This is a genomic window from Nocardioides sp. (assembly GCF_031397825.1).
Classification (GTDB): Bacteria; Actinomycetota; Actinomycetes; order Propionibacteriales; family Nocardioidaceae; genus Nocardioides.
Genome location: NZ_JANNML010000033.1, coordinates 1 through 18414 on the forward strand (window position 1 = coordinate 1; position 18414 = coordinate 18414).

An 18414-nucleotide genomic window follows, 5' to 3' on the forward strand; every position below is an offset into this window, starting at 1 on the left:
GCCTGCTCACCGGAGTCGGGCTGCGAGACCAGCAGGGCGTCGGTGTCGACACCGAGCGCCTTGGCGTAGTCGGGGTCGAGCGCGTGCTCGGCGTCGATGAACGCCACGATGCCGCCGGCGCGCTGGGCGTTGGCCACGGCGTGCAGGGCGACGGTCGTCTTGCCGGAGGACTCCGGACCGTAGATCTCGACCACGCGACCGCGCGGGAGGCCACCGAGGCCGAGCGCGATGTCGAGGGAGATGGAGCCGGTCGGGATGACCTCGAGGGGGGCGCGGGTCTCGTCGCCCAGGCGCATGACCGAGCCCTTGCCGAACTGCTTCTCGATGTTGAGCAGCGCGGCGTCGAGGGCCTTGTCGCGGGGATCTCCAGCCATGATGTGTCCGTCCTTCGTGTCTGTGGCGTGCGTGGGGTGTGGGTCCGTGTCGTCTGGGAAGGACGCTAGACCCGACCACCGACAGTGCTCCGGCCCTGGCTGCTGACCTGTGGAGAACGCCCCGGTCGGTGGTGACCTGCGCCTGCTTGCACGGCAGAATCTACCCCGAACACCTGTTCGACCCAGGACCTGGGGCGGCGTGTCGGCGAGGAGGTCCGGGAGTCGGGCTCAGGCCGGCAGCACCACGAGGAAGCGACAGCCCGAGCCGGGCGCCGGGTCTGCGACGTTCTCGACCGAGACGTTGCCGCGGTGAGCCTCGACGATGCCCTTGACGATCGCCAGCCCGAGGCCGGCCCGGGAGGTGTGCACGTCGCTCAGGTCAGGCGTGCGCGCCGCACCGCCCTGCCAGGCGACGTCGAAGACCCGGGCCCGGTCGTCCTCGGCGATGCCGCCGCAGCCGTCGGTGACGCTGAGCTCGACCCCGTCCTCGACGGCGCGCGCGCAGATCTCGACGAGGCCGTCCGAGGGCGTGTGCCGGATGCCGTTCATGATCAGGTTGGCCAGGACCCGGGAGAGACCACCGGGGTCGGCGGTGATCTCGAGACCGTCCTCGACGCTGCCCTCGAGGCGGACCCCGCGGGCGCGCGCGACCGGATCGGCGCCCGCGATCGCCTCGCTGATCAGGTCACCCACCCACACCCGCTCGGGCGTGAGCGGCAGCACGCCGGCGTGGATGCGGGAGAGCTCGAAGAGGTCGTCGACCATGCGCACCATCCGGTCGACCTCGGCGCGGATCTGACGGTGGTAGCGCTCCGGGTCCGGGGCCATCCCATCCTCGAGCGCCTCGGTCATGGCGCGCATCCCGGCCAGCGGCGTGCGCAGGTCGTGGGAGACCCAGGACACCAGCTCGCGGCGCGCCTCCTCCAGCCGCGTCTCGCGGGCACGGGACTCCGCCAGCCGCCGGGTCGCGGAGGCGAGCTCGTCCGAGAGGTCCTGGAGCTCCCGCGGCCCGCGGCGCCTGGGGTCGGGCCTGTCGGAGGTGGGCACCCGGGTGCCCACGCGGCGTACGTCCTCGCGGAAGCCGTGCGACCAGGTCACGATCGCCATGCTCAGCGCCATCGCCACCAGCAGCGACACGACGCCGGCCGTGGCGGTGACGATCGTGATGACCTCGAAGTCGTGGTCGGAGATGAACATCTTGCGGGCGACGGCCAGCACACCGGCGAGGACGGCCAGCACGGCGGTGACGGCCACCAGCGCGAACTGGAGCCGCAGCGAGCGGTGCCGCAGCAGCCACCCGATGGCGAGGCCGAGCACACCGACGGCGACCGCCCAGGTGGCAGCCGTGAGGACGATCTGGGCCTGGTCGTTCACGAGGCGGCCTCCCAGCGGTAGCCGACGCCCCAGACGGTCACGAGCCGCGTGGGGTGCGTCGGGTCCGCCTCGACCTTCTCGCGCAGGCGACGGACGTGGACGGTGACGGTCGACTGGTCCCCGATCGACCAGCCCCACACCTTCTGGAGAAGGTCGTCGCGGGAGAACGCCGTGCCGGGGTGGGCGACCAGGAAACGCAGCAGGTCCAGCTCGCGCCCGGTCAACGACAGGGGTACGCCGTCGCGGGTGGCCTCGCGGCGGGTGTGGTCGACGACGAGGTCACCGTCGCTGACGACGGCGGGCAGCTCGGCCGCTCCCCCGCCCGTGCGGCGGAGCACCGAGTCGACGCGCAGCACCAGCTCGCGGGGGCTGAAGGGCTTGGTCACGTAGTCGTCGGCGCCGTGCTCGAGACCGACCACACGGTCCTGCTCGCTGCCGAGCGCGGTGAGCATGATGACCGGCACGGCGCTGGAGAGACGCAGCCGGCGGCAGACCTCGATCCCGTCCATGCCCGGCATCATCAGGTCGAGCACGACGAGGTCAGCGGCCTGCTCGCGCATCGCGGCCAGCGCAGTCTCGCCGTCAGCGGCCTCGCGGACGTCGTGGGCGGCGGCGCGCAGGTAGGACACGACGACCTCACGCACGGTCTCGTCGTCGTCGACCACCAGCACCTGCGCCATCACTGCTCCTCGGGTCCCGGACCGGTCGGGACGGCCCGCCGTGAGCGTAGGAGGGATGCCGCCACGACCACCACCGCGACCAGCGCGGCGAGCACCAGCCAGCCGGCGACGTAGGGGCGGTCGACCAGCGTCGGGTTGTCCGGGCGGGCGCCGAACCGGCCCAGGACCGGGACCGCCATGAGCGTGAGGCTGCCGAGCACGACGACCCCGAGCGCGACCGGCGCGCGCCACGCGCTCGGCAGGAGGCGCGAGCCGAGGCCCATCACCACGAGCACGACCGGCACGAGCAGGAAGTCGTGGAGCAGCACCCCGGCCCCGAGCCAGACCAGGGTCGCCACGTTGCCGTCGGTGTCCTGCCGGCTGAGCAGCAGCCAGGCGCCGTACGCACCGACGAGCACGCCGACGACGACCAGCAGCACGCGGGTCACGCGGGCACCTCGATCGTGGAGACCCACTTGGTCTGGAGCACGCCGGGACGGTTGGGCGCGATGAGGCGGCAGGGGTAGCCGTGGTCGATGGACAGCGGCTCGCCGTCGAGCTGGAGCGCGAGCAGGGTGCGGTCGTCGTCGGCGAAGTTGCCCTGGAGCAGCGAGTCGCGGAAGGCACCCTCCTGCTGGAGCGAGCCGATGGCGACGTCACGGTCACGCGGGGCGCCGACGAGGTCGAGCAGGTCGCGCAGGCGGACCCCCGTCCAGGTGCCGTTGGCGCTCCACCCCTCGACACAGGCGATCGGCAGGGTCTCGGTCCGCTGGGTCATGGCCAGCAGGTCGTCGCGGGTGAGGGTGACGGCGTTGTCGCCGTGCACCACGCTCAAGGAGTACGACGAGCTGGTCGCGGTCGCCGTGACGTCCGCGGAGGCAGCCGACTTGTTGATCGGGATGCCACCGGGGCCGCCGCCGGAGCGCACGCCGAAGATCGACAGGTCCCGGAGCGCGGGGACGGTGCTGCCGGCCGTCGTGAGGACGGCCAGTCCCCCGGCCACCCACGTGGTCGTGAGGAGACCACGACGCGAGACCCCGCTGTCACGCGTGGCGGAGGGGTTGTCGTGCGTGCTGTCGTCGAGGTGGCCGCGCAGCGCGTCGCGGATGATCGGCAGCTTGACCGCGATGTGCACGACCAGTGCCCCGATCGCGACCCAAGCGACGGCGTAGTGCGTGCGGCGGTAGGAGAACTCCCAGGGATACCACTGGGCGACGTTGAGGGTGCCGCTGACGAGCAGGAAGATGCCGGCCGAGACCAGGAGCCCGGTGTTGATGCGTTCGAGGACCTCGACGACGACGCGGCGCACGTTGCGGGGCGGCCGCTCGAAGAACTTGGGGTAGACCGTCCAGAGCTTGACCAGCAGCAGCGGGATCGCGGCGGTGCCGGTGATGACGTGCAGGCCCTGCGTGAGGCGGTAGCCCCACGACGGCGAGGTCGGGAACGGAATCGGCTGCGAGACGTTCTGCGCGTAGTGACTGATCAGCCCGGTGAGGAAAGCCAGGCCGAAGCACACGCCGAGCCAGACCCCGACTCGTGCGGCCACGGCCGGGCTGTGCAGCCGCGATGTGAAGCTCTCGGGGGTGGGCGGCTTGAGGGCGGTGGTCACAGGGCCTCCTGGAGTACGCCGAACCAGCGGTCGGCTCGGCTCCCGAGAGCATGGACGGACATCCCGGCCTCGGCGGCCAGGGCATGGATGCCGTCGACGCCGACCACCGACCACCGGAAGGGGCGGCTCCGGGCGTCGCCGCACTCGAGCGAGGCCCAGCTGGTCGTGGTCGGCACCCCTGGGGCGGCGAGCTCGACCACGATGCGACCGCGGGGGTCGAGGAGCTGACGGGCGCGGCTGATGAGCTTGAGCGGGTCACCGCCGATCCCGACGTTGCCGTCGGCCAGCAGCGCGGTGCGCCACCGTCCCTCGCCAGGGATGGCGTCGTAGACGTCGCGCTGCAGCGCCGAGACGCCCCTCGCGAGGGTCTGCTCGACGGCCTCCTGGACGACGTCGATGCCGAGCACGACGTGGCCGAGGTCGGCGAGCGCGGCGGCCAGCCGGCCGGGACCGCAGCCGATGTCGATGGTGGCGCCGTCGCAGAGCGCGAGGAGGGCGTGGTCGGCGGCGTCGGCGCCGCGGACCCAGTCGCCGACCGGCAGTCGGGCCGGCGTCGCGTGCAGCCCGACCACGTGGCACGGGGCGCCGCGCAGGGCCTGCGCGAAGACGGTCGAGAAGGACTCCAGCTGCGTCATGAGGTCACCCCGGCCGAGACCCAGGCGCGGGCGAAGCGGGTGTCGGGGGCCAGGTCCGCCACCGCGTCGGCATCGGCGACGGTGTCGACGTCCTGGAGCGCAGCGGTGGTGCCCACCCTCAGCCCGGAGGCGCGCAGCGCGGCCAGCGTGTCGTCGTACGTCGTCGGGGTGGACATCTCCACACCGGCGAGCGGAGCCGCGGCCTCGGGGGTGCGGCGGACGAGCACCCACCAGCCGCCGTCGAGCGCCGGGCCGAGGACCGCGTCGTCGTCACCGAGGGCTTCGGCGGCGTCGCGCAGGTCGTCGGCGGTCGCGTGGGGCGTGTCCATGCCGATCTGCACGACCACCCCGGGGCCGGCGTCGTGGTGGGCGTTGACCAGTCGCTCGGCGAAGCCGTCGCCGCGTTGCGGGGTGATGGTCCACCCGGTGAGGGCAGCACGCAGCTCGTCGGAGCGGACAGCGTCCGCAAGATCGCCGTCGAGCGCGAGGTGGCAGTGCTCGGTCGCCGCGGAGCTCGCGGCGATCGTGTCGAGCAGGGCAGCGGCAGCCAGGTCGGCAGCGCGTCCGAGACCGACGTCGGCCCCGAGCCGGGTCTTGACGAGACCCGCGACGGGGGCCTTGGCGAGGACGAGCACCTTCATCGGTCGAGCACCTTCCAGAAGTCCCGGGCCGCACGGACGGTGCCGACGAGGGATCCGGAGACCTTCGACCGCGTGCCCTCCGCCCGGGGGTGGTAGGTCACGTCACGCTCGACGAACCGCCAACCGGCGCGGGTCGCCTTCTGCAACAGCTCGACCGGGTACCCGAAACGACGGTCCTCCACACCCAGGTCCAGCAGCGCCTGGCGGCCGCAGACCCTCATGGGGGCGATGTCGTGGGCGTCCATGCCGATCCGGCGTCGCAGCCAGGCCGCGATGACCGCGTTGCCGGCGCGCGCGTGCCAGGGCCAGACCTTCCGCGAGACCGGACGACGACGACCCACAGCGATGTCGGCGCGCCCCCCGGTGACGTCGGCGAGCATGGGCAGGAGCTCGGCGGGGTCGAAGGAGCCGTCGCCGTCCATGAACGCGACGTAGTCGTGCGTCGCGGCCAGCACCCCGGCGTGGACCGCGGATCCGTAACCGGGACGGTCCTCGCGGACCACGGTCGCCCCGAGGCGCTGGGCCACGGCAGCGGTGTCGTCGCTCGAGCCGTTGTCGACGACGATGACGGCGAAGTCCTGCGGCACCTGCGGGAGCAGCCCGACGAGGGCCAGCGCCTCGTCACGGCAGGGCAGGATGAGGTCGCAGGTGGGCACTCCCCAACGTTAGGGGGGCGGGCCTGACGACCGGGGCCACCAGGGCTTACGAAGCTGTGACGCCAGGTCGCACCGGGGGGCGTCGGCCGGGTGGCATCCGTAGGCTCTGCCCCATGTCGACCACCTCCCCCACGTCGACCGTGCCGACACGATCGGCGCCGTCACGGTCGCGCGCGGCCTGGATCGGTCTCACCGTCAGCCTCCTGCTGATGGCCGCGGCGGTGCTGGTGCCGCTGCTCGGTGACTGGGACGTCGCCGCCCGACGCGACGACCTGGACCTCCCGCCCCTGCACGGCTTCTGGATGCCGCAGCTCCTCGGCCCCGGCACGGTCCCGGCCCTGCTGATCGCCTTCCTGGGCTGGCGTTTCGGCCCCGACCTCGCCCTGCGGCTGCCATGGCGCCGGCTGCTGCTCGCGTCGTACGCCGTAGGGCTGGGGTGGCTCCTCGCCCTCGCGCTGGTCGACGGCGAGGACGGGATCTCGCGGGTGCTCGGCAATCCCTACGAGTACCTCGAGACCGCGCGGGCGACGACCGACGTCGGGCTGATGCTCGGTGAGTACGTCGAGCGCATCCCGATGGACTCTCCCGACAACTGGGTGACCCACGTGGCCGGTCACCCGCCCGGTGCGCTGCTCTTCTTCGTCGGTCTGGTCCGGGTCGGGCTCGGCGGCGACCTCGCAGCCGGTCTCGTCGTGACCGCGATCGCCGCGTCCACGGCGGTCGCGGTGATGGTGACCCTGCGCGTCCTCGGAGCCGAGGCGCACGCCCGCACGGCCGCGCCGTTCCTGGCGCTGACCCCCGCCGCGGTCTTCATGGCGGTCTCCGCCGACGCGCTCTTCGCCGCCGTCGCCGCCTGGGGGCTGGCCGCCCTGGCGCTGGCCGCGACGTCGGCGTCGGCGTCGCGCGGACGGATGGTCGCGTGGTCGGTGGTCGCCGGGCTGCTGCTGGGCTACTGCGTGATGCTGTCCTACGGCCTGCCGCTGCTCGGGGTGCTGGCGCTAGCGGTGCTGCTGGTCGCCCGGTCGTGGTGGCCCTTGCCGATCGCCGCGGTGAGCGCGCTCGCCGTGGTGCTGGCGTTCGCCGTCGGGGGCTTCGCGTGGTGGGAGGCCTATCCCGTGCTCACCGACCGCTACTGGGACGGCATCGCGAGCGACCGCCCGGCGTCGTACTGGATGTGCGGCAACCTCGCCGCCCTCGCCTTCTCGGCCGGTCCGCTGCTGGGAGCCGGGCTGGCGGTGCTCCTGGCGTCGTGGCGGCGCACGGACCGCACGATCCTGCTCCTGGCGGGCGCGGGCTTCCTCACGATCCTGCTCGCCGACGTCTCCCAGATGAGCAAGTCGGAGGTGGAGCGGATCTGGCTGCCCTTCATCCCGTGGATGACGTTGTCGCTGGTGCTGCTGCCGGCCGGCTGGCGGCGCTGGGGGCTGGCGCTCCAGCTGGTCGCGGCGCTGCTGCTGCAGCACCTGCTCTACACGTCCTGGTGAGCGACCTCAGGCGCGCAGGGGCGCGGTCGCGAACTCCTGGAGTCCCTCGGCCGGGGTCACCTCGGCGCTGAAGCCGAGCTCGGTGCGGGCCAGCTCCGGCGAGGCGACGATGTGCCGCACGTCGCCGAGGCGGTAGCCGCCGGTGACCTCGGGGGCGATGTCGCGGCCGGTGCCCGTGGCCACCAGCTCGGCGACCTCCCGGATCGAGATCGGGCTGCCGCTGCAGACGTTGTAGGCCGCGTAGCTGCCGTCGGGCTCGTCGACGACGGCACGCAGCGCGAGCAGGTTGGCGCGAGCGACGTCGGCGACGTGGACGAAGTCGCGCATCTGACCGCCGTCCTCGAAGACCCGGGGCGCCTCGCCCCGCTCCAGCGAGGAGCGGAACATCGCGGCGACGCCGCTGTAGGGGGTGTCGCGCGGCATGCCCGGGCCGTAGACGTTGTGATACCTCAGCGCGACGGCCGACGCGCCGGCCTGCCGGACCCACGCGGAGGTGTAGTGCTCCTGGGCGAGCTTGCTGGCGGCGTAGGTGCTGCGGGGGTCGAGGCGGGCGTCCTCATCGACGGTCTGCCAGCCGAGCGCGCGGTCGCAGGTCGGGCAGTGGTTGTCGAAGTCGCCGCCGTCGAGCGCCTCGAGGCGGCGCGGCGGCGGGACCTGCGCGCCGTGCTCGGAGCAGGCGTAGCGGCCCTCGCCGTAGACCACCATCGAGGACGCCACGACCAGACGACCGACACCCGCCTCGTGCATCGCGGCGAGGAGGGCGGCGTTGCCGAGGTCGTTGTGGGAGGCGTACGCCGGCAGGTCGGCCACCTTCACACCGGCGCCGACGAGCGCGGCCTGGTGGCACACGGCGTCGACGCCGTCGAGGACCCCCTTCCACGCCCCGGCCTCACGCACGTCGAGCTGGTGCGTGCCCTGGGGCGCGTGGGCGCTGCCGTGGGCCTGCTCGAGCATCAGGTCGACCCGCACGACCTCGTCGCCGGCGTCCTCGAGCTGTTGGGCGATCGCGCCACCGATGAAGCCGGCCGAGCCGGTGACGAGGACCCTCACTGCTTGACCCCCGGGACGTCGTAGGTGAGGTCGATGCCGTCGGCCCAGGTGGCGCAGCTGCAGCCGGACGGGTCGGGCAGGGTGTCGATGGCGCTCGTCAGCAGGCCGGTGAGCCGCTCGAGGTTGGCCTTGAAGAGGGCGAAGACGGCCTCCTGACCGACGCCCTCCCCCGTCTCGGCGCCGGCGTCCATGTCGGTGACCAGCGCGATCGCGGCGTAGCAGAGCTGCATCTCCCGGGCGAGCGCCGCCTCGGGGGCACCGGTCATGTTGATCAGGTCCCAGCCCTGGGCGGCGTAGTGCTGCGACTCGGCGCGCGTGGAGAAGCGCGGACCCTCGATGACGACCATGGTGCCGCCGGCCTTGATCGCCGGGTCCGCGTCGGTCACGGCTGCGGAGACGCCGGCGCAGTAGGGGTCGGCGAAGGGCAGGTGGACCGCGCCGGACTCGACGAAGCTGCCGGCGCGGGTCAGCGTGCGGTCGACCAGCTGGTCGGGGACCATCACGTCGCCGGGGGCGACGGTGTCGCGCAGACCGCCGACGGCGCAGGGCGCCAGCACCTGACGCACCCCGAGCGAGCGCAGCGCCCAGAGGTTGGCGCGGTAGTTGATCAGGTGGGGCGGGAAGTCGTGGTGCTTGCCGTGCCGCGGCAGGAAGGCAACCTGTCGGCCCGCGACCGTGCCGACGGCGATCGGCGCGCTCGGGGCGCCGTAGGGCGTCTCGACGACGTGCTCGGTGGAATCCTCGATGAAGGCGTAGAAACCGGTCCCGCCGATGACGGCGACCTCAGCGACAGCAGGCATCGGGCCAGCATAGGGACACCGTGTCGAGGCCGAGTCGGCGCGATGTTGCAGGGCTGGTCGGGGGCGTCGCCGGGTCGTGTGCCGGAGACCGCGCCCCGGCGCGGTCTGAGACCCACGACCCGCCGGGTGGTCGGACGGGGTGCACGCGCTGATCAGGTCGTGTGCCGCTGGCCGGCCTGGAGCGCTGTCTGCGGCACACGACTGCAGCTCGGCGGGGACGCGGTGGCCAGGCCTCGTCAGCGCGACGGTGCAGCAGGTGTCACATCGCGCCGGCTCGGCGGTGGAGCGTGGCGGCGCGGGTGGCGGCCAGGACGACGCCGAGGGCGAGGGCGGTGGTGAGCAGCGCGAGGACGGGGTAGCCGGCGAGGCCCACGACGAGCCCGGCCAGCCCTCCGGCCGAGGCTGCGGTGACCCCCATGACGAGGTCGGCCATGCCCTGGACGTCGGTGCGGGCCTCGAGGGGCGCGTGGTCGGCGACCATCGTCGAGGCGGCGACGGTGGCGAGCGACCAGCCGAGTCCCAGCAGGAAGAGCCCACTGAAGATCTGCCAGGACGTGCCCTCCGGCGCGGCGGCGCACAGGACCAGCGACACGAGCAGGACCACTCCCCCGGCGCCGAGGACCGGCGGCCGACCGATGCGGTCGGAGAGCAGACCGACCAACGGCGAGAAGGCGAACATGCCGAGGACGTGGATGCTGATGACGACCCCGATGATCCGCAGCTCGGCGCCGCCGTGCTCCATGTGGATCGGGGTCATCGTCATGACCCCGACCATCGCGGCGTGAGCGCCCGCGAGGCCGGCGATCGCCAGGCCGAGCACGGGGCGCTCACGCACGGCCTGGCGGGCGCGACCCCACGACGTGCCGGAGGGCTCGGTCGGGGGCAGGTCGGCCACCTCGCGCGCCAGCAGCAGCGGGTCGGGCCGGAGCTGCGTCCCTACGACCAGGGCCGCGAGCAGCATCCCGATGGCGCCGAGCGCGAACGGCCCGGTGAGGTCCGGGATGCCCACCAGGTCGGCGAAGGACGCGGCCGGGCCCGTGAGGTTGGGGCCCGCGACCGCGCCGATGGTGGTCGCCCACACGACCGTCGACAGAGCCCGGCCCCGGCGCTCGGGGAGCGCGAGGTCGGTGGCGGCGTAGCGCGAGGCGTTGTTGGCAGCCGTCGTCGCGCCGATCAGGATCGCCCCGAGGAGCAGCAGCACCATCGAGCCGACCACACCGGCGACGACGGCGAGCAGGGCACCGGTGGCGCCCAGCAGGAAGCCGGTCGTGATGCCGACCCGGCGGCCCCTGGTCGACATCACGCGGGCGAGCAGGTAGGAGGCGATGGCCGCGCCGAGCACCTGGAAGGTGCCGGCCAGCCCTGCGAGGCTCTCGGAGCCGGACAGGTCGCGTGCCAGCAGGGACGCGGTGGCGATCCCGATCGTGATGCCGATCGCCCCGACGGCCTGCGCGAGCACCAGTGTGCGAACGGTGCGTGCCTGGATGCGGGCGAGTTCGTGGGTCGTGGGGGTCGGGGTGGTCGGCGTGGTGTCGGGCGGGGTCGTCCCGGGCGGGGTCGTCCCGGGCGGGGGCGTCACTGGAAGGTCTCGGGCAGCTCGAGCGCACGCCACACCGAGGCCCACACCTGCTTGGGCGGGATGCCGGCGTCGAGCGCCTCGGCGGCGGTGCGGCCGAGGTCACCGATGACGTACTGGTTGGCCCAGGAGCGGTAGTAGCCCGTCCCCAGCGCCGCCTCCAGTCGCGACCAGAACTCGGTGTGCCTCATGAGCTGCCCTCCTGCCCGAGCTCGCTGCGCTGAGCCACCACGTTGAGCCAGCTATCGCCGCGCAGGCCCTCGGTGTGGACGAGCTCGACGACGCTCCACCCCGCGCCGGCGAGCGCGTGGCGCAGCGGCTGCTCGCGCCAGTAGACGAAGCGACGGGGCGTGGTCACGCTGCCGTGGGTCGACCAGCCCTCACCGTCGCCCTCCTTCAGGGAGAGCCGGAGCAGACCGTCCGGCCTGGTGACGGCCGCGAGACGCGTCAGGACGAGTGGCAGGTCGGCTCGCGCGACGTGGAGCAGGCAGGCGTTGGCCCACGTGCCGTCGTAGGGCGTCGTCTCCCCGGGTCGTGCGGGATCGGTCAGGTCGTCCGTGAGCGGGTCGAGCAGGTCGGCCTCGACGCCGTCGGCGCGCAACGCCTCGACGAAGGCCGGGGTGACGTCGGTGCGCCGGACGCGGAGGCCGTGCTCCACGAGCAGACGTGCGTCGCGCCCCGAGCCGCTGCCGATCTCGAGCACCCGCGCGTGCTCCGGGAGGGCGGCGGCGAACGCGTCGAGCGCCTCCCGGACGTTGTCGGGGATGAGATCCTGCGTCTGCTCGCGGTAGCCCGCGACGGCCACGTCGTAGGCGGCAACGGTCACCGCCCCGGCGACGTCGTGCAGGTGGTGGACCACGTCGTGGAGGTGGTAGCGCGCGATCGAGTCGACCGTGAACTCGCTGCCGTTGCTGCGCAGACCGCGACGGCCCCAGGCGCCGGCGGGGACTCCGTCGTACGTCGTGGCGACGGCGTCGGCCGCCTCGACCAGCGCGAGCGCCACCTCGGCGGGGTCCTGGAGGTCGTAGCGCTCCGCACGCGCGGTCTCGTCCTGGTCCCAGTCGACGAAGAGCGGCTCGTCGTGGTCGAGCATGAGCCGGACCCGCTCGTCGAAGATGCGGTGGACGTCGCGGACGTGGCACGCGTACTCCAGGGTCGACCAGGTGACGTCGTGGCGGCGTCGGGTCGGGTGGGGTGCGCGCAGCGCCATCGCGAAGGCCTCCGCGTTGCTGCGGACGGTCTCGGCGAGGGGGCCTCGCTCGACCGCGGCCGCGTCGAACCCGCACTCCGGGCACGCCTCGTCCAGGACCCAGGTCCTGTCCTTGGTGTCGCTCGTGGGGGGTGGGTGGGGTGGCGCGCTCGACATGCCCCCATCCTCTCAACCGGTCCCGACACCGGTCGCCCGGGTTTCTGCCGATCTGCGTCGTGGTGCGGCCATCGTGGGCTGCCGGGTGCGCATGAGTACCCGGATGTCCGGGGACCTTGGCACTGGAGGGGTGTTGCAACACCCCTCCAGTGCGCGACTCACCCGACAAGTTCGGCTGTCGGCACACGGTCGCCGTGCTGTGGTCGGTGAGACTGGACCGATGGCGAACCCCACGGCCCACCCGGTGACCCACCCGGCGATCCGCCCCGCGACGGCGGCCGACCTGCCGACGATCCAGGCGATCTACGAGCACCAGGTGCAGACGGCGAGCTCGACCTTCCACACCGAGCCGCCGCCGATCGACTACTGGGAGGACCGGCTCTCGAGCACGGAGGTCGGTGACCACCTGCTCGTCGCCCAGGTCCACGGCGAGGTGCTCGGCTACGCCTACTCCTCGGCGTACCGGCCCCGCCCGGCCTATGCCCGCACCCGGGAGACGTCGGTCTACCTGGCGCGGGGTGCGTTCGGGCGGGGGCTCGGCCGGGCGCTGTACGACGACCTGCTCGACTGCCTCCGCTCCGACGGCGTCCACACCGTGCTGGCCGTCGTCGCGCTGCCCAACCCCGCCAGCGAGGCGCTGCACCGGGCGTGCGGCTTCGAGCGCGTGGGCGTGCTGCCGGAGGTGGGCTTCAAGCTCGGCCGGTGGATCGACACCGGGCTGTGGGCACGACGGGTCTCGTGACCGACGCCGGCCCGCTCAGACCAGCCTGCTCAGGACAGCGGGGCGGTGCCGAAGGCCACGTCGAACCGGTCGCACCAGATGACGGCCGTGTCCAACCCGCTCAGGTCGGCGTCGGCCGGGATCTCGTAGTTCTGGTTGCCGTTGGTGGCCTTGAGCTCCCCGAGGCGCAGGTAGCGGCCGTCGTCGTAGGAGCCCCACGCGCCACCGCTGGGAGCATCGCTCAGCCACACGTGCAGGTCGGGGCCGTCGGAGGTCGCGAGGCCCTCGAGACGCAGGAAACGGCTCCCGTCGGAGAGCTCGAGGATGCGCGCCTGTCCGGTGGTGTCGTGCTCGGCGTCCTCGAACGGACCCGAGACGAGCTCCACGATCTCGGGTTCCGGCTCCGGCTCGGGAGACGGCGGCTCGGGCGACGAGTCAGCGGTCGGCGACGGCGACGGCGCGCCCGCCACCGGGCTCGCAGCGGCGACGGTCGGCAGCGCCTCGTCGACCTCGCTGCTGGTGAACAACCGCCAGGGCTCAAAGGCCCACAGACCTGCACCCACCACAACAGCCGCGACCGCGGCGACGACCCACTTGAGCATGCCGACCACGCTAGCCGTGTCGGAGGGGCTCAGGTGAGCAGCAGGCTTTCGAGTCTCTTACGGACGATGACCAGCCCGACGATCCCCATCACCAGCAGGTAGACCACGGAGACGGCCGACGCCCACGACACCGCCCCGGTGGTGAGCTCGCGGCACAGCACGACCCCGCGGTAGAGCGGGGTGACCTCGACGACCCAGCGCAGCCACCCGTCGAAGGCCGTGATCGGGAAGAACGTGGCGGAGAAGAGGAAGAGCGGCAGCTGGACCAGGGTGATCTTGTCGAAGTCCTGCCAGGACGTCATCCAGGTCGTGGCGGCCATGAAGACCGCGCTGAAGGCGAAGCCGATCAGCAGCGCGGCCGGCAGGGCCAGCAGCGCCCACCACGACTGGATGAGCCCGAGCGCGGCCATGACGAGCAGGAACGCGGCGGAGTAGCTGCCGCCGCGCAGCTGGCCCCACGCGATCTCGCCGCGCGCGATGTCGGCGGTCGAGAGCGGGGTGGCGAGCATCTGGTCGTACAGCTTGTCGTACTTGAGCTTGAAGAAGACGTTGTAGGTCGAGTCGAGCAGCGCGCCGTTGAACGCGGAGGCCGCGAGCATCGCCGGGGCGACGAACTCGGCATAGGGGATCGCCTGGCCGTTGAACTCGAAGGTGTCGATCAGCTGGCCGACGCCGATGCCGATCGACAGCAGGTAGAAGACCGGCTCGAGGAAGCCGGTGAGGAAGAGCTTCCACGCCTGGCGGTAGACGATGTAGTTGCGCTCCACCAGCAGCCGCAGCGCCTGCCACGAGCTGAGCGGGGTGACGTCGGAGTAGGCCGACCCGCCCGCGAGCGCGCTCACGTGACCAGCCGCTTCGTCAGCCCGGACACGGCCCAGAACCAGCCGAGGACGAGCAGCACCACGAGCACCGCGACATTGATCGCCGCCAGCGACCAGTCGACCTCGTCGATGGAGAACATCCGCGACAGGTTGACCCCGTGCCAGAGCGGCGTCAGCTTGGCCAGGAACGACCCGACCGTGCCCAGGTTGTCGACGGGGAAGAACGCGCCGCTGAAGAGGAAGAGCGGGAAGACCCCCAGACGGAAGAGGACCCCGAAGCCCTCCTCGGAGCGCAGCCGGGCGCTGAAGCCGAAGACGAGGGCGCCGAACACCATGCCGACGAGCAGCTGCGAGGTAAAGGCCAGGAACGGTCCCCACCAGGACTCGAAGACCCCGAAGGGCACCAGCACGACCATGAAGACCGCGCAGGACGTCGCGAGCCGGGCCAGCACGAACATCAGGTGACCGGCCACCAGGTGAACCGGCGCGAGCGGCGTCGCGAGCTGGGCGAAGTAGGACTTGTGCCACTTGATGGCACCCATGACGGGGTAGGTCGTCTCCCCCACCGCGGTCTGCATCGCGTGGGCGGCCACCAGGCCGGGCACGATGAAGGCGAGGTAGGACGTGGCGCCCTCGAGCTTGGCCGGGTCGCCCTCGATGAAGCCGCCGAGCAGCACGCCCATGGCCAGCACGTAGAAGAGCGGCGACACGAACGAGGAGATGATCGAGCCCTTCCAGGTGCGCTTGTAGACGGTCCACCAGTAGTCGGACTGGCGTCGCCTCCCCTCGACCAGCGACAGGTCGGCCGTGGCGCTCCTCAGTCGACCAGCGTCCGGCCGGTGAGGCGCAGGAAGACGTCCTCGAGCGAGGAGCGGCGCACGAGGACGGCGACCGGCTGGAGACCCCGCTCGTGCACCTTGGCGATGACCTCCTCGCCGTCGTCGCTGTAGACGAGGAGCCGGTCGGGCAGCACCTCGACCCGCTCGCCCAGGTCGGCGATCTTCTCGGCCAGCGCCTCGTGGCCGGCCCCCTCCTCGGCGACCCCGAAGCGCAGCTCGGCGACCTCGCGCGTCGAGTGCTCGCGGATCAGCGTGAGCGGCGAGCCCTCGGCGACGATCAGGCCCTTGTCCATGACGACCAGCCGGTCGCAGAGCTGCTCGGCCTCGTCCATGTAGTGCGTCGTCAGGACCAGGGTCACCCCGGCCTGCTTGAGCCGGAACAACCGGTCCCACAGCACGTGGCGGGCCTGCGGGTCGAGACCCGTGGTCGGCTCGTCGAGCAGGAGCAGGTCGGGCCGGTTGACCAGGCTGCGCGCGATGGTGAGGCGTCGCTTCATGCCACCGGAGAGGTCCTCGACCTTGGCCTTCGCCTTCTCGGTGAGCTGCACGAACTCCAGCAGCTCGTCGACGCGAGAGCTCACCTCCCCCTTGGGCAGCCCGAAGTAGCGGCCGTAGATGTAGAGGTTGTCGCGCACGTTGAGCTCGTTGTCGAGGGTGTCCTCCTGCGGACACACCCCGAGCCGAGCCCGGATCGCCGGCCCATCGACGGCGGGGTCCATGCCGAGGATGCGCAGCTCGCCTCCGCTGATGGGCGAGACCGCGGCGATCATCCGCATGGTGGAGGACTTGCCGGCACCGTTGGGGCCCAGGAAGCCGAACGACTCCCCCCGCCGTACGTCGACGTCGATGCCCTTCACGGCCTCGAAGTCGCCGAAGGACTTGCGCAGACCGACCGCCCGGATCATCGACTCACTCACGGAGAGGGACCCTATAAGGCCTCGCCGACATCCACCCAGCGCTTTAGGATCACGTGACCATGACCCTCGTCCTCGTCGAGGGCGCGAGCGACCAGCGCGCCGTGCTGACCCTGGCCGCTCGGCTGGGGCGCGACCTCGACGGGGTCGACGTGGTCTCGATGCAGGGCATCACCAACCTGGCGCGCCACCTGGGACAGGTCGACTCCGGCCGACGGACCCTGGGGCTCTACGACATCGGCGAGGCGGCGTACGTCGCCCGCGTCCTCGAGCGCGCCGGCGGCGACCCGCGTGGGTTCTTCGCCTGCGACGTGGATCTCGAGGACGAGCTGATCCGCGCACTGGGCAGCGACCGGGTGCTGGAGGTGGTCGACGAGCAGGGCGGGCTGACGTCGTTCCGCACGCTGCAGAAGCAGGCCGCCCACCGGGGCCGTCCGGTCGCGGGTCAGCTGCGCCGCTTCCTCTCCTCCCACTCCGGGCACAAGCTGCGCTACGCGGGTCTGCTGGTGGAGGCCCTGGACCTCGATCGGGTACCTCCCCCGCTGGGCGCCTTGATCGCATCCCTCTGACCAGTTATGGTCATTATGACTACAACGAGAGGTGACGAGCGCGCGATGGATGTCTCGCCAGGACTGCTCACCGATCGCTACGAGCTCACCATGCTCTCCTCCTTCGTCACCGACGGGAGCGCCCACCACCGGGCGGTCTTCGAGGCCTTCTCGCGTCGGCTTCCCGATGGGCGGCGCTACGGACTGCTGGCCGGGCTCGGCCGACTGCTGCCGCTGCTCGCCGGCTTCCGCTTCGACGCCGACGAGGTCTCCTGGCTGCTGGCCGAGGGGGTTGTCAACGACGTCACGGCCGCCTACCTGCGCGACTTCCGCTTCACCGGTGACATCGACGGCTACCGCGAGGGCGACCTCTACTTCCCGCACAGTCCGGTGCTCACCGTCGCCGGCACGCTCGGCGAGTGCGTCGTGCTCGAGACGCTGGTGCTGAGCGTGCTCAACCACGACACCGCCATCGCCAGCGCGGCCTCCCGCATGGTCACCGCCGCGCGGGGTCGCCCGCTCGTGGAGATGGGCAGCCGGCGCACGCACGAGGAGGCCGCGATCAGCGCCGCCCGCGCGGCGTACGTCGCGGGCTTCGCGTCGACGAGCAACCTCGCCGCCGGGCTCCGGCACGGCGTGCCCACGGTGGGGACGGCCGCCCACGCGTTCACCCTCGCCTACGCGACCGAGGCCGAGGCCTTCCGCAGCCAGGTGGCGGCGCAGGGTGTGGGCACCACGCTCCTGGTCGACACCTACGACATCGAGCAGGGCATCCGCACGGCCGTGGCCGTCGCCGGGCGCGACCTCGGCGCGATCCGGATCGACTCCGGCGACCTGGCCGAGGAGTCCCACCGGGCCCGCATCCTGCTCGACTCGCTCGGTGCCACCTCGACGCGGATCATCGTGACCAGCGACCTGGACGAGTACGTCATCACCGCGCTCGCCGACGCCCCCATCGACGGCTACGGCGTCGGGACGCGGGTCGTCACCGGCTCGGGCCACCCGACGGCGAGCCTGGTCTACAAGCTGGTCGCGGTCGCCGACTCCCCCGACGCACCGCTGCGGCCGGTCGCCAAGAATTCGGCCGACAAGGCGTCCTCGGGTGGGCGCAAGACCGCGCACCGCACCTACGACGACGGGCGGCTCGTCGCCGAGACGTTCACCGTGGACTCCGCCGGCCGCGACGACGCCGTGCAGGTCCCGCTCCTGCGCGCGGGACGGATCGTCCACGAGCCCACGCTCGAAGAGGTGCGCGCGCACGCGGCCGCCTCCCTGGCCAGCCTGCCGCCCTCGGCGCTCGCCGTGAGCGGCGGGCCGCCCCACCTCACCGCACACTCCCAGGAGGCCACATGACCGACACCACCGCGCCAGGTCGCCGCGCGCTGCTCGTCGTCGACGTGCAGAATGACTTCGTCGAGGGCGGCTCGCTGGCCGTGACCGGCGGGCGCGACGTCGCGTCGCGCATCAGCGCGCACCTCGCCGCTCACGCCGACGACTACGTCGCCGTGGTCGCCTCGCGCGACTGGCACGACGCGGGCAGCACCAACGGTGGCCACTTCGCCGAGCCGGGCGCCGAGCCCGACTACGTCGAGAGCTGGCCGGTTCACTGCGTCCACGACGACGCGGGCAGCGACTTCGCGCCCGAGCTCGCCACCGACCACGTGACCGACCACGTCCGCAAGGGCCGCGGCGAGGCGGCCTGCTCCGCCTTCGAGGGCGTCACCGACGCAGGCCAACGGCTCGTC

The 18414-nt window shown here is 72.4% G+C and carries 21 protein-coding genes and 1 pseudogene; 5 read left to right on the plus strand and 17 right to left on the minus strand.

The window, feature by feature from the left end; genetic code table 11:
• The 8 genes and pseudogenes from RMN98_RS02595 to RMN98_RS02630 form a co-directional block, all read right to left on the minus strand.
• A pseudogene (locus tag RMN98_RS02595) lies at positions 1-374 on the minus strand (ATPase domain-containing protein); the annotation flags it as partial.
• Between the two features lie 228 nt (positions 375-602).
• Positions 603-1748, minus strand: coding sequence for a HAMP domain-containing sensor histidine kinase (locus RMN98_RS02600; protein WP_309647244.1), 1146 nt, complete (start codon positions 1746-1748; stop codon positions 603-605).
• Positions 1745-2428 (minus strand): response regulator transcription factor, encoded by a 684-nt coding sequence (locus RMN98_RS02605; RefSeq protein ID WP_309647245.1) that lies wholly within the window; start codon positions 2426-2428, stop codon positions 1745-1747. Before RMN98_RS02605 ends, RMN98_RS02600 begins: the two co-directional genes overlap by 4 nt.
• Positions 2428-2856, minus strand: a complete 429-nt coding sequence (locus tag RMN98_RS02610; RefSeq protein WP_309647246.1) for a hypothetical protein — start codon at positions 2854-2856, stop codon at positions 2428-2430. Before RMN98_RS02610 ends, RMN98_RS02605 begins: the two co-directional genes overlap by 1 nt.
• A complete protein-coding gene (locus tag RMN98_RS02615) occupies positions 2853-4016 on the minus strand; it encodes a molybdopterin-dependent oxidoreductase (RefSeq protein ID WP_309647247.1) in 1164 nt (387 codons plus the stop codon). The genes RMN98_RS02610 and RMN98_RS02615 overlap by 4 nt, the downstream gene beginning before the upstream one ends.
• Positions 4013-4651, minus strand: coding sequence for a class I SAM-dependent methyltransferase (locus RMN98_RS02620; protein WP_309647248.1), 639 nt, complete (start codon positions 4649-4651; stop codon positions 4013-4015). Before RMN98_RS02620 ends, RMN98_RS02615 begins: the two co-directional genes overlap by 4 nt.
• Complete coding sequence (locus RMN98_RS02625; protein WP_309647249.1) at positions 4648-5292, minus strand: DUF2064 domain-containing protein; 645 nt, start codon at positions 5290-5292, stop codon at positions 4648-4650. The genes RMN98_RS02620 and RMN98_RS02625 overlap by 4 nt, the downstream gene beginning before the upstream one ends.
• Positions 5289-5948: a glycosyltransferase family 2 protein gene (locus tag RMN98_RS02630; protein ID WP_309647250.1), complete on the minus strand. Its 660-nt coding sequence runs from the start codon at positions 5946-5948 to the stop codon at positions 5289-5291. The genes RMN98_RS02625 and RMN98_RS02630 overlap by 4 nt, the downstream gene beginning before the upstream one ends.
• 113 nt (positions 5949-6061) lie before the next feature.
• Between RMN98_RS02630 and RMN98_RS02635 the strand changes: the two genes are divergently transcribed.
• On the plus strand, positions 6062-7432 hold the full coding sequence (locus RMN98_RS02635; protein WP_309647251.1) for a hypothetical protein: 1371 nt from the start codon (positions 6062-6064) through the stop codon (positions 7430-7432).
• Positions 7433-7438: 6 nt separating this feature from the next.
• Here the strand turns inward: RMN98_RS02635 and RMN98_RS02640 are convergent, their stop codons facing one another.
• The 5 genes from RMN98_RS02640 to RMN98_RS02660 form a co-directional block, all read right to left on the minus strand.
• Complete coding sequence (locus RMN98_RS02640) at positions 7439-8482, minus strand: NAD-dependent epimerase/dehydratase family protein (RefSeq protein ID WP_309647252.1); 1044 nt, start codon at positions 8480-8482, stop codon at positions 7439-7441.
• On the minus strand, positions 8479-9282 hold the full coding sequence (locus RMN98_RS02645; protein ID WP_309647253.1) for an S-methyl-5'-thioadenosine phosphorylase: 804 nt from the start codon (positions 9280-9282) through the stop codon (positions 8479-8481). Before RMN98_RS02645 ends, RMN98_RS02640 begins: the two co-directional genes overlap by 4 nt.
• A 259-nt stretch (positions 9283-9541) precedes the next feature.
• A complete protein-coding gene (locus tag RMN98_RS02650) occupies positions 9542-10741 on the minus strand; it encodes an MFS transporter (RefSeq protein WP_309647254.1) in 1200 nt (399 codons plus the stop codon).
• A gap of 116 nt (positions 10742-10857) precedes the next feature.
• A complete protein-coding gene (locus tag RMN98_RS02655) occupies positions 10858-11049 on the minus strand; it encodes a DUF3046 domain-containing protein (RefSeq protein WP_309647255.1) in 192 nt (63 codons plus the stop codon).
• On the minus strand, positions 11046-12224 hold the full coding sequence (locus RMN98_RS02660; RefSeq protein WP_309647256.1) for a class I SAM-dependent methyltransferase: 1179 nt from the start codon (positions 12222-12224) through the stop codon (positions 11046-11048). Before RMN98_RS02660 ends, RMN98_RS02655 begins: the two co-directional genes overlap by 4 nt.
• 220 nt (positions 12225-12444) lie before the next feature.
• Here RMN98_RS02660 and RMN98_RS02665 point away from each other — a divergent pair, with 220 nt between their 5' ends.
• A complete protein-coding gene (locus RMN98_RS02665; RefSeq protein ID WP_309647257.1) occupies positions 12445-12966 on the plus strand; it encodes an N-acetyltransferase family protein in 522 nt (173 codons plus the stop codon).
• Positions 12967-12995: 29 nt separating this feature from the next.
• On the opposite strand, the gene RMN98_RS02670 is transcribed toward RMN98_RS02665, so the two are convergent.
• From RMN98_RS02670 to RMN98_RS02685, 4 genes are read right to left on the minus strand one after another with little or no spacing between them, the layout of a single operon-like run.
• On the minus strand, positions 12996-13547 hold the full coding sequence (locus RMN98_RS02670; RefSeq protein ID WP_309647258.1) for a DM13 domain-containing protein: 552 nt from the start codon (positions 13545-13547) through the stop codon (positions 12996-12998).
• 29 nt (positions 13548-13576) lie between these two features.
• Complete coding sequence (locus tag RMN98_RS02675) at positions 13577-14389, minus strand: ABC transporter permease (RefSeq protein WP_309647259.1); 813 nt, start codon at positions 14387-14389, stop codon at positions 13577-13579.
• Positions 14386-15189: an ABC transporter permease gene (locus RMN98_RS02680; protein WP_309647263.1), complete on the minus strand. Its 804-nt coding sequence runs from the start codon at positions 15187-15189 to the stop codon at positions 14386-14388. The genes RMN98_RS02675 and RMN98_RS02680 overlap by 4 nt, the downstream gene beginning before the upstream one ends.
• Positions 15186-16139 (minus strand): ABC transporter ATP-binding protein, encoded by a 954-nt coding sequence (locus RMN98_RS02685; protein ID WP_397208652.1) that lies wholly within the window; start codon positions 16137-16139, stop codon positions 15186-15188. The genes RMN98_RS02680 and RMN98_RS02685 overlap by 4 nt, the downstream gene beginning before the upstream one ends.
• A 44-nt stretch (positions 16140-16183) precedes the next feature.
• Here RMN98_RS02685 and RMN98_RS02690 point away from each other — a divergent pair, with 44 nt between their 5' ends.
• From RMN98_RS02690 to RMN98_RS02700, 3 genes are all read left to right on the plus strand, one after another.
• Positions 16184-16690, plus strand: a complete 507-nt coding sequence (locus RMN98_RS02690; protein ID WP_309647260.1) for a hypothetical protein — start codon at positions 16184-16186, stop codon at positions 16688-16690.
• A gap of 45 nt (positions 16691-16735) precedes the next feature.
• Positions 16736-18022 carry a nicotinate phosphoribosyltransferase gene (locus RMN98_RS02695; protein ID WP_309647261.1) on the plus strand — a complete coding sequence of 429 codons (1287 nt, stop codon included), beginning with the start codon at positions 16736-16738 and terminating at the stop codon, positions 18020-18022.
• A partial coding sequence (locus RMN98_RS02700; protein WP_309647262.1) for an isochorismatase family protein occupies positions 18019-18414 on the plus strand: 396 nt, incomplete at its 3' end. The genes RMN98_RS02695 and RMN98_RS02700, both read left to right, overlap by 4 nt.

Bases quoted from the DNA above. Each gene is read 5' to 3' on its own strand.
- RMN98_RS02605 (WP_309647245.1), bottom strand. From the start codon at position 2,428: ATGGCGCAGGTGCTGGTGGTCGACGACGACGAGACCGTGCGTGAGGTC.
- RMN98_RS02620 (WP_309647248.1), bottom strand. From the start codon at position 4,651: ATGACGCAGCTGGAGTCCTTCTCGACCGTCTTCGCGCAGGCCCTGCGC.
- RMN98_RS02625 (WP_309647249.1), bottom strand. From the start codon at position 5,292: ATGAAGGTGCTCGTCCTCGCCAAGGCCCCCGTCGCGGGTCTCGTCAAG.
- RMN98_RS02635 (WP_309647251.1), top strand. From the start codon at position 6,062: ATGTCGACCACCTCCCCCACGTCGACCGTGCCGACACGATCGGCGCCG.
- RMN98_RS02645 (WP_309647253.1), bottom strand. From the start codon at position 9,282: ATGCCTGCTGTCGCTGAGGTCGCCGTCATCGGCGGGACCGGTTTCTAC.
- RMN98_RS02655 (WP_309647255.1), bottom strand. From the start codon at position 11,049: ATGAGGCACACCGAGTTCTGGTCGCGACTGGAGGCGGCGCTGGGGACG.
- RMN98_RS02660 (WP_309647256.1), bottom strand. From the start codon at position 12,224: ATGTCGAGCGCGCCACCCCACCCACCCCCCACGAGCGACACCAAGGAC.
- RMN98_RS02665 (WP_309647257.1), top strand. From the start codon at position 12,445: ATGGCGAACCCCACGGCCCACCCGGTGACCCACCCGGCGATCCGCCCC.
- RMN98_RS02670 (WP_309647258.1), bottom strand. From the start codon at position 13,547: ATGCTCAAGTGGGTCGTCGCCGCGGTCGCGGCTGTTGTGGTGGGTGCA.
- RMN98_RS02690 (WP_309647260.1), top strand. From the start codon at position 16,184: ATGACCCTCGTCCTCGTCGAGGGCGCGAGCGACCAGCGCGCCGTGCTG.
- RMN98_RS02695 (WP_309647261.1), top strand. From the start codon at position 16,736: ATGGATGTCTCGCCAGGACTGCTCACCGATCGCTACGAGCTCACCATG.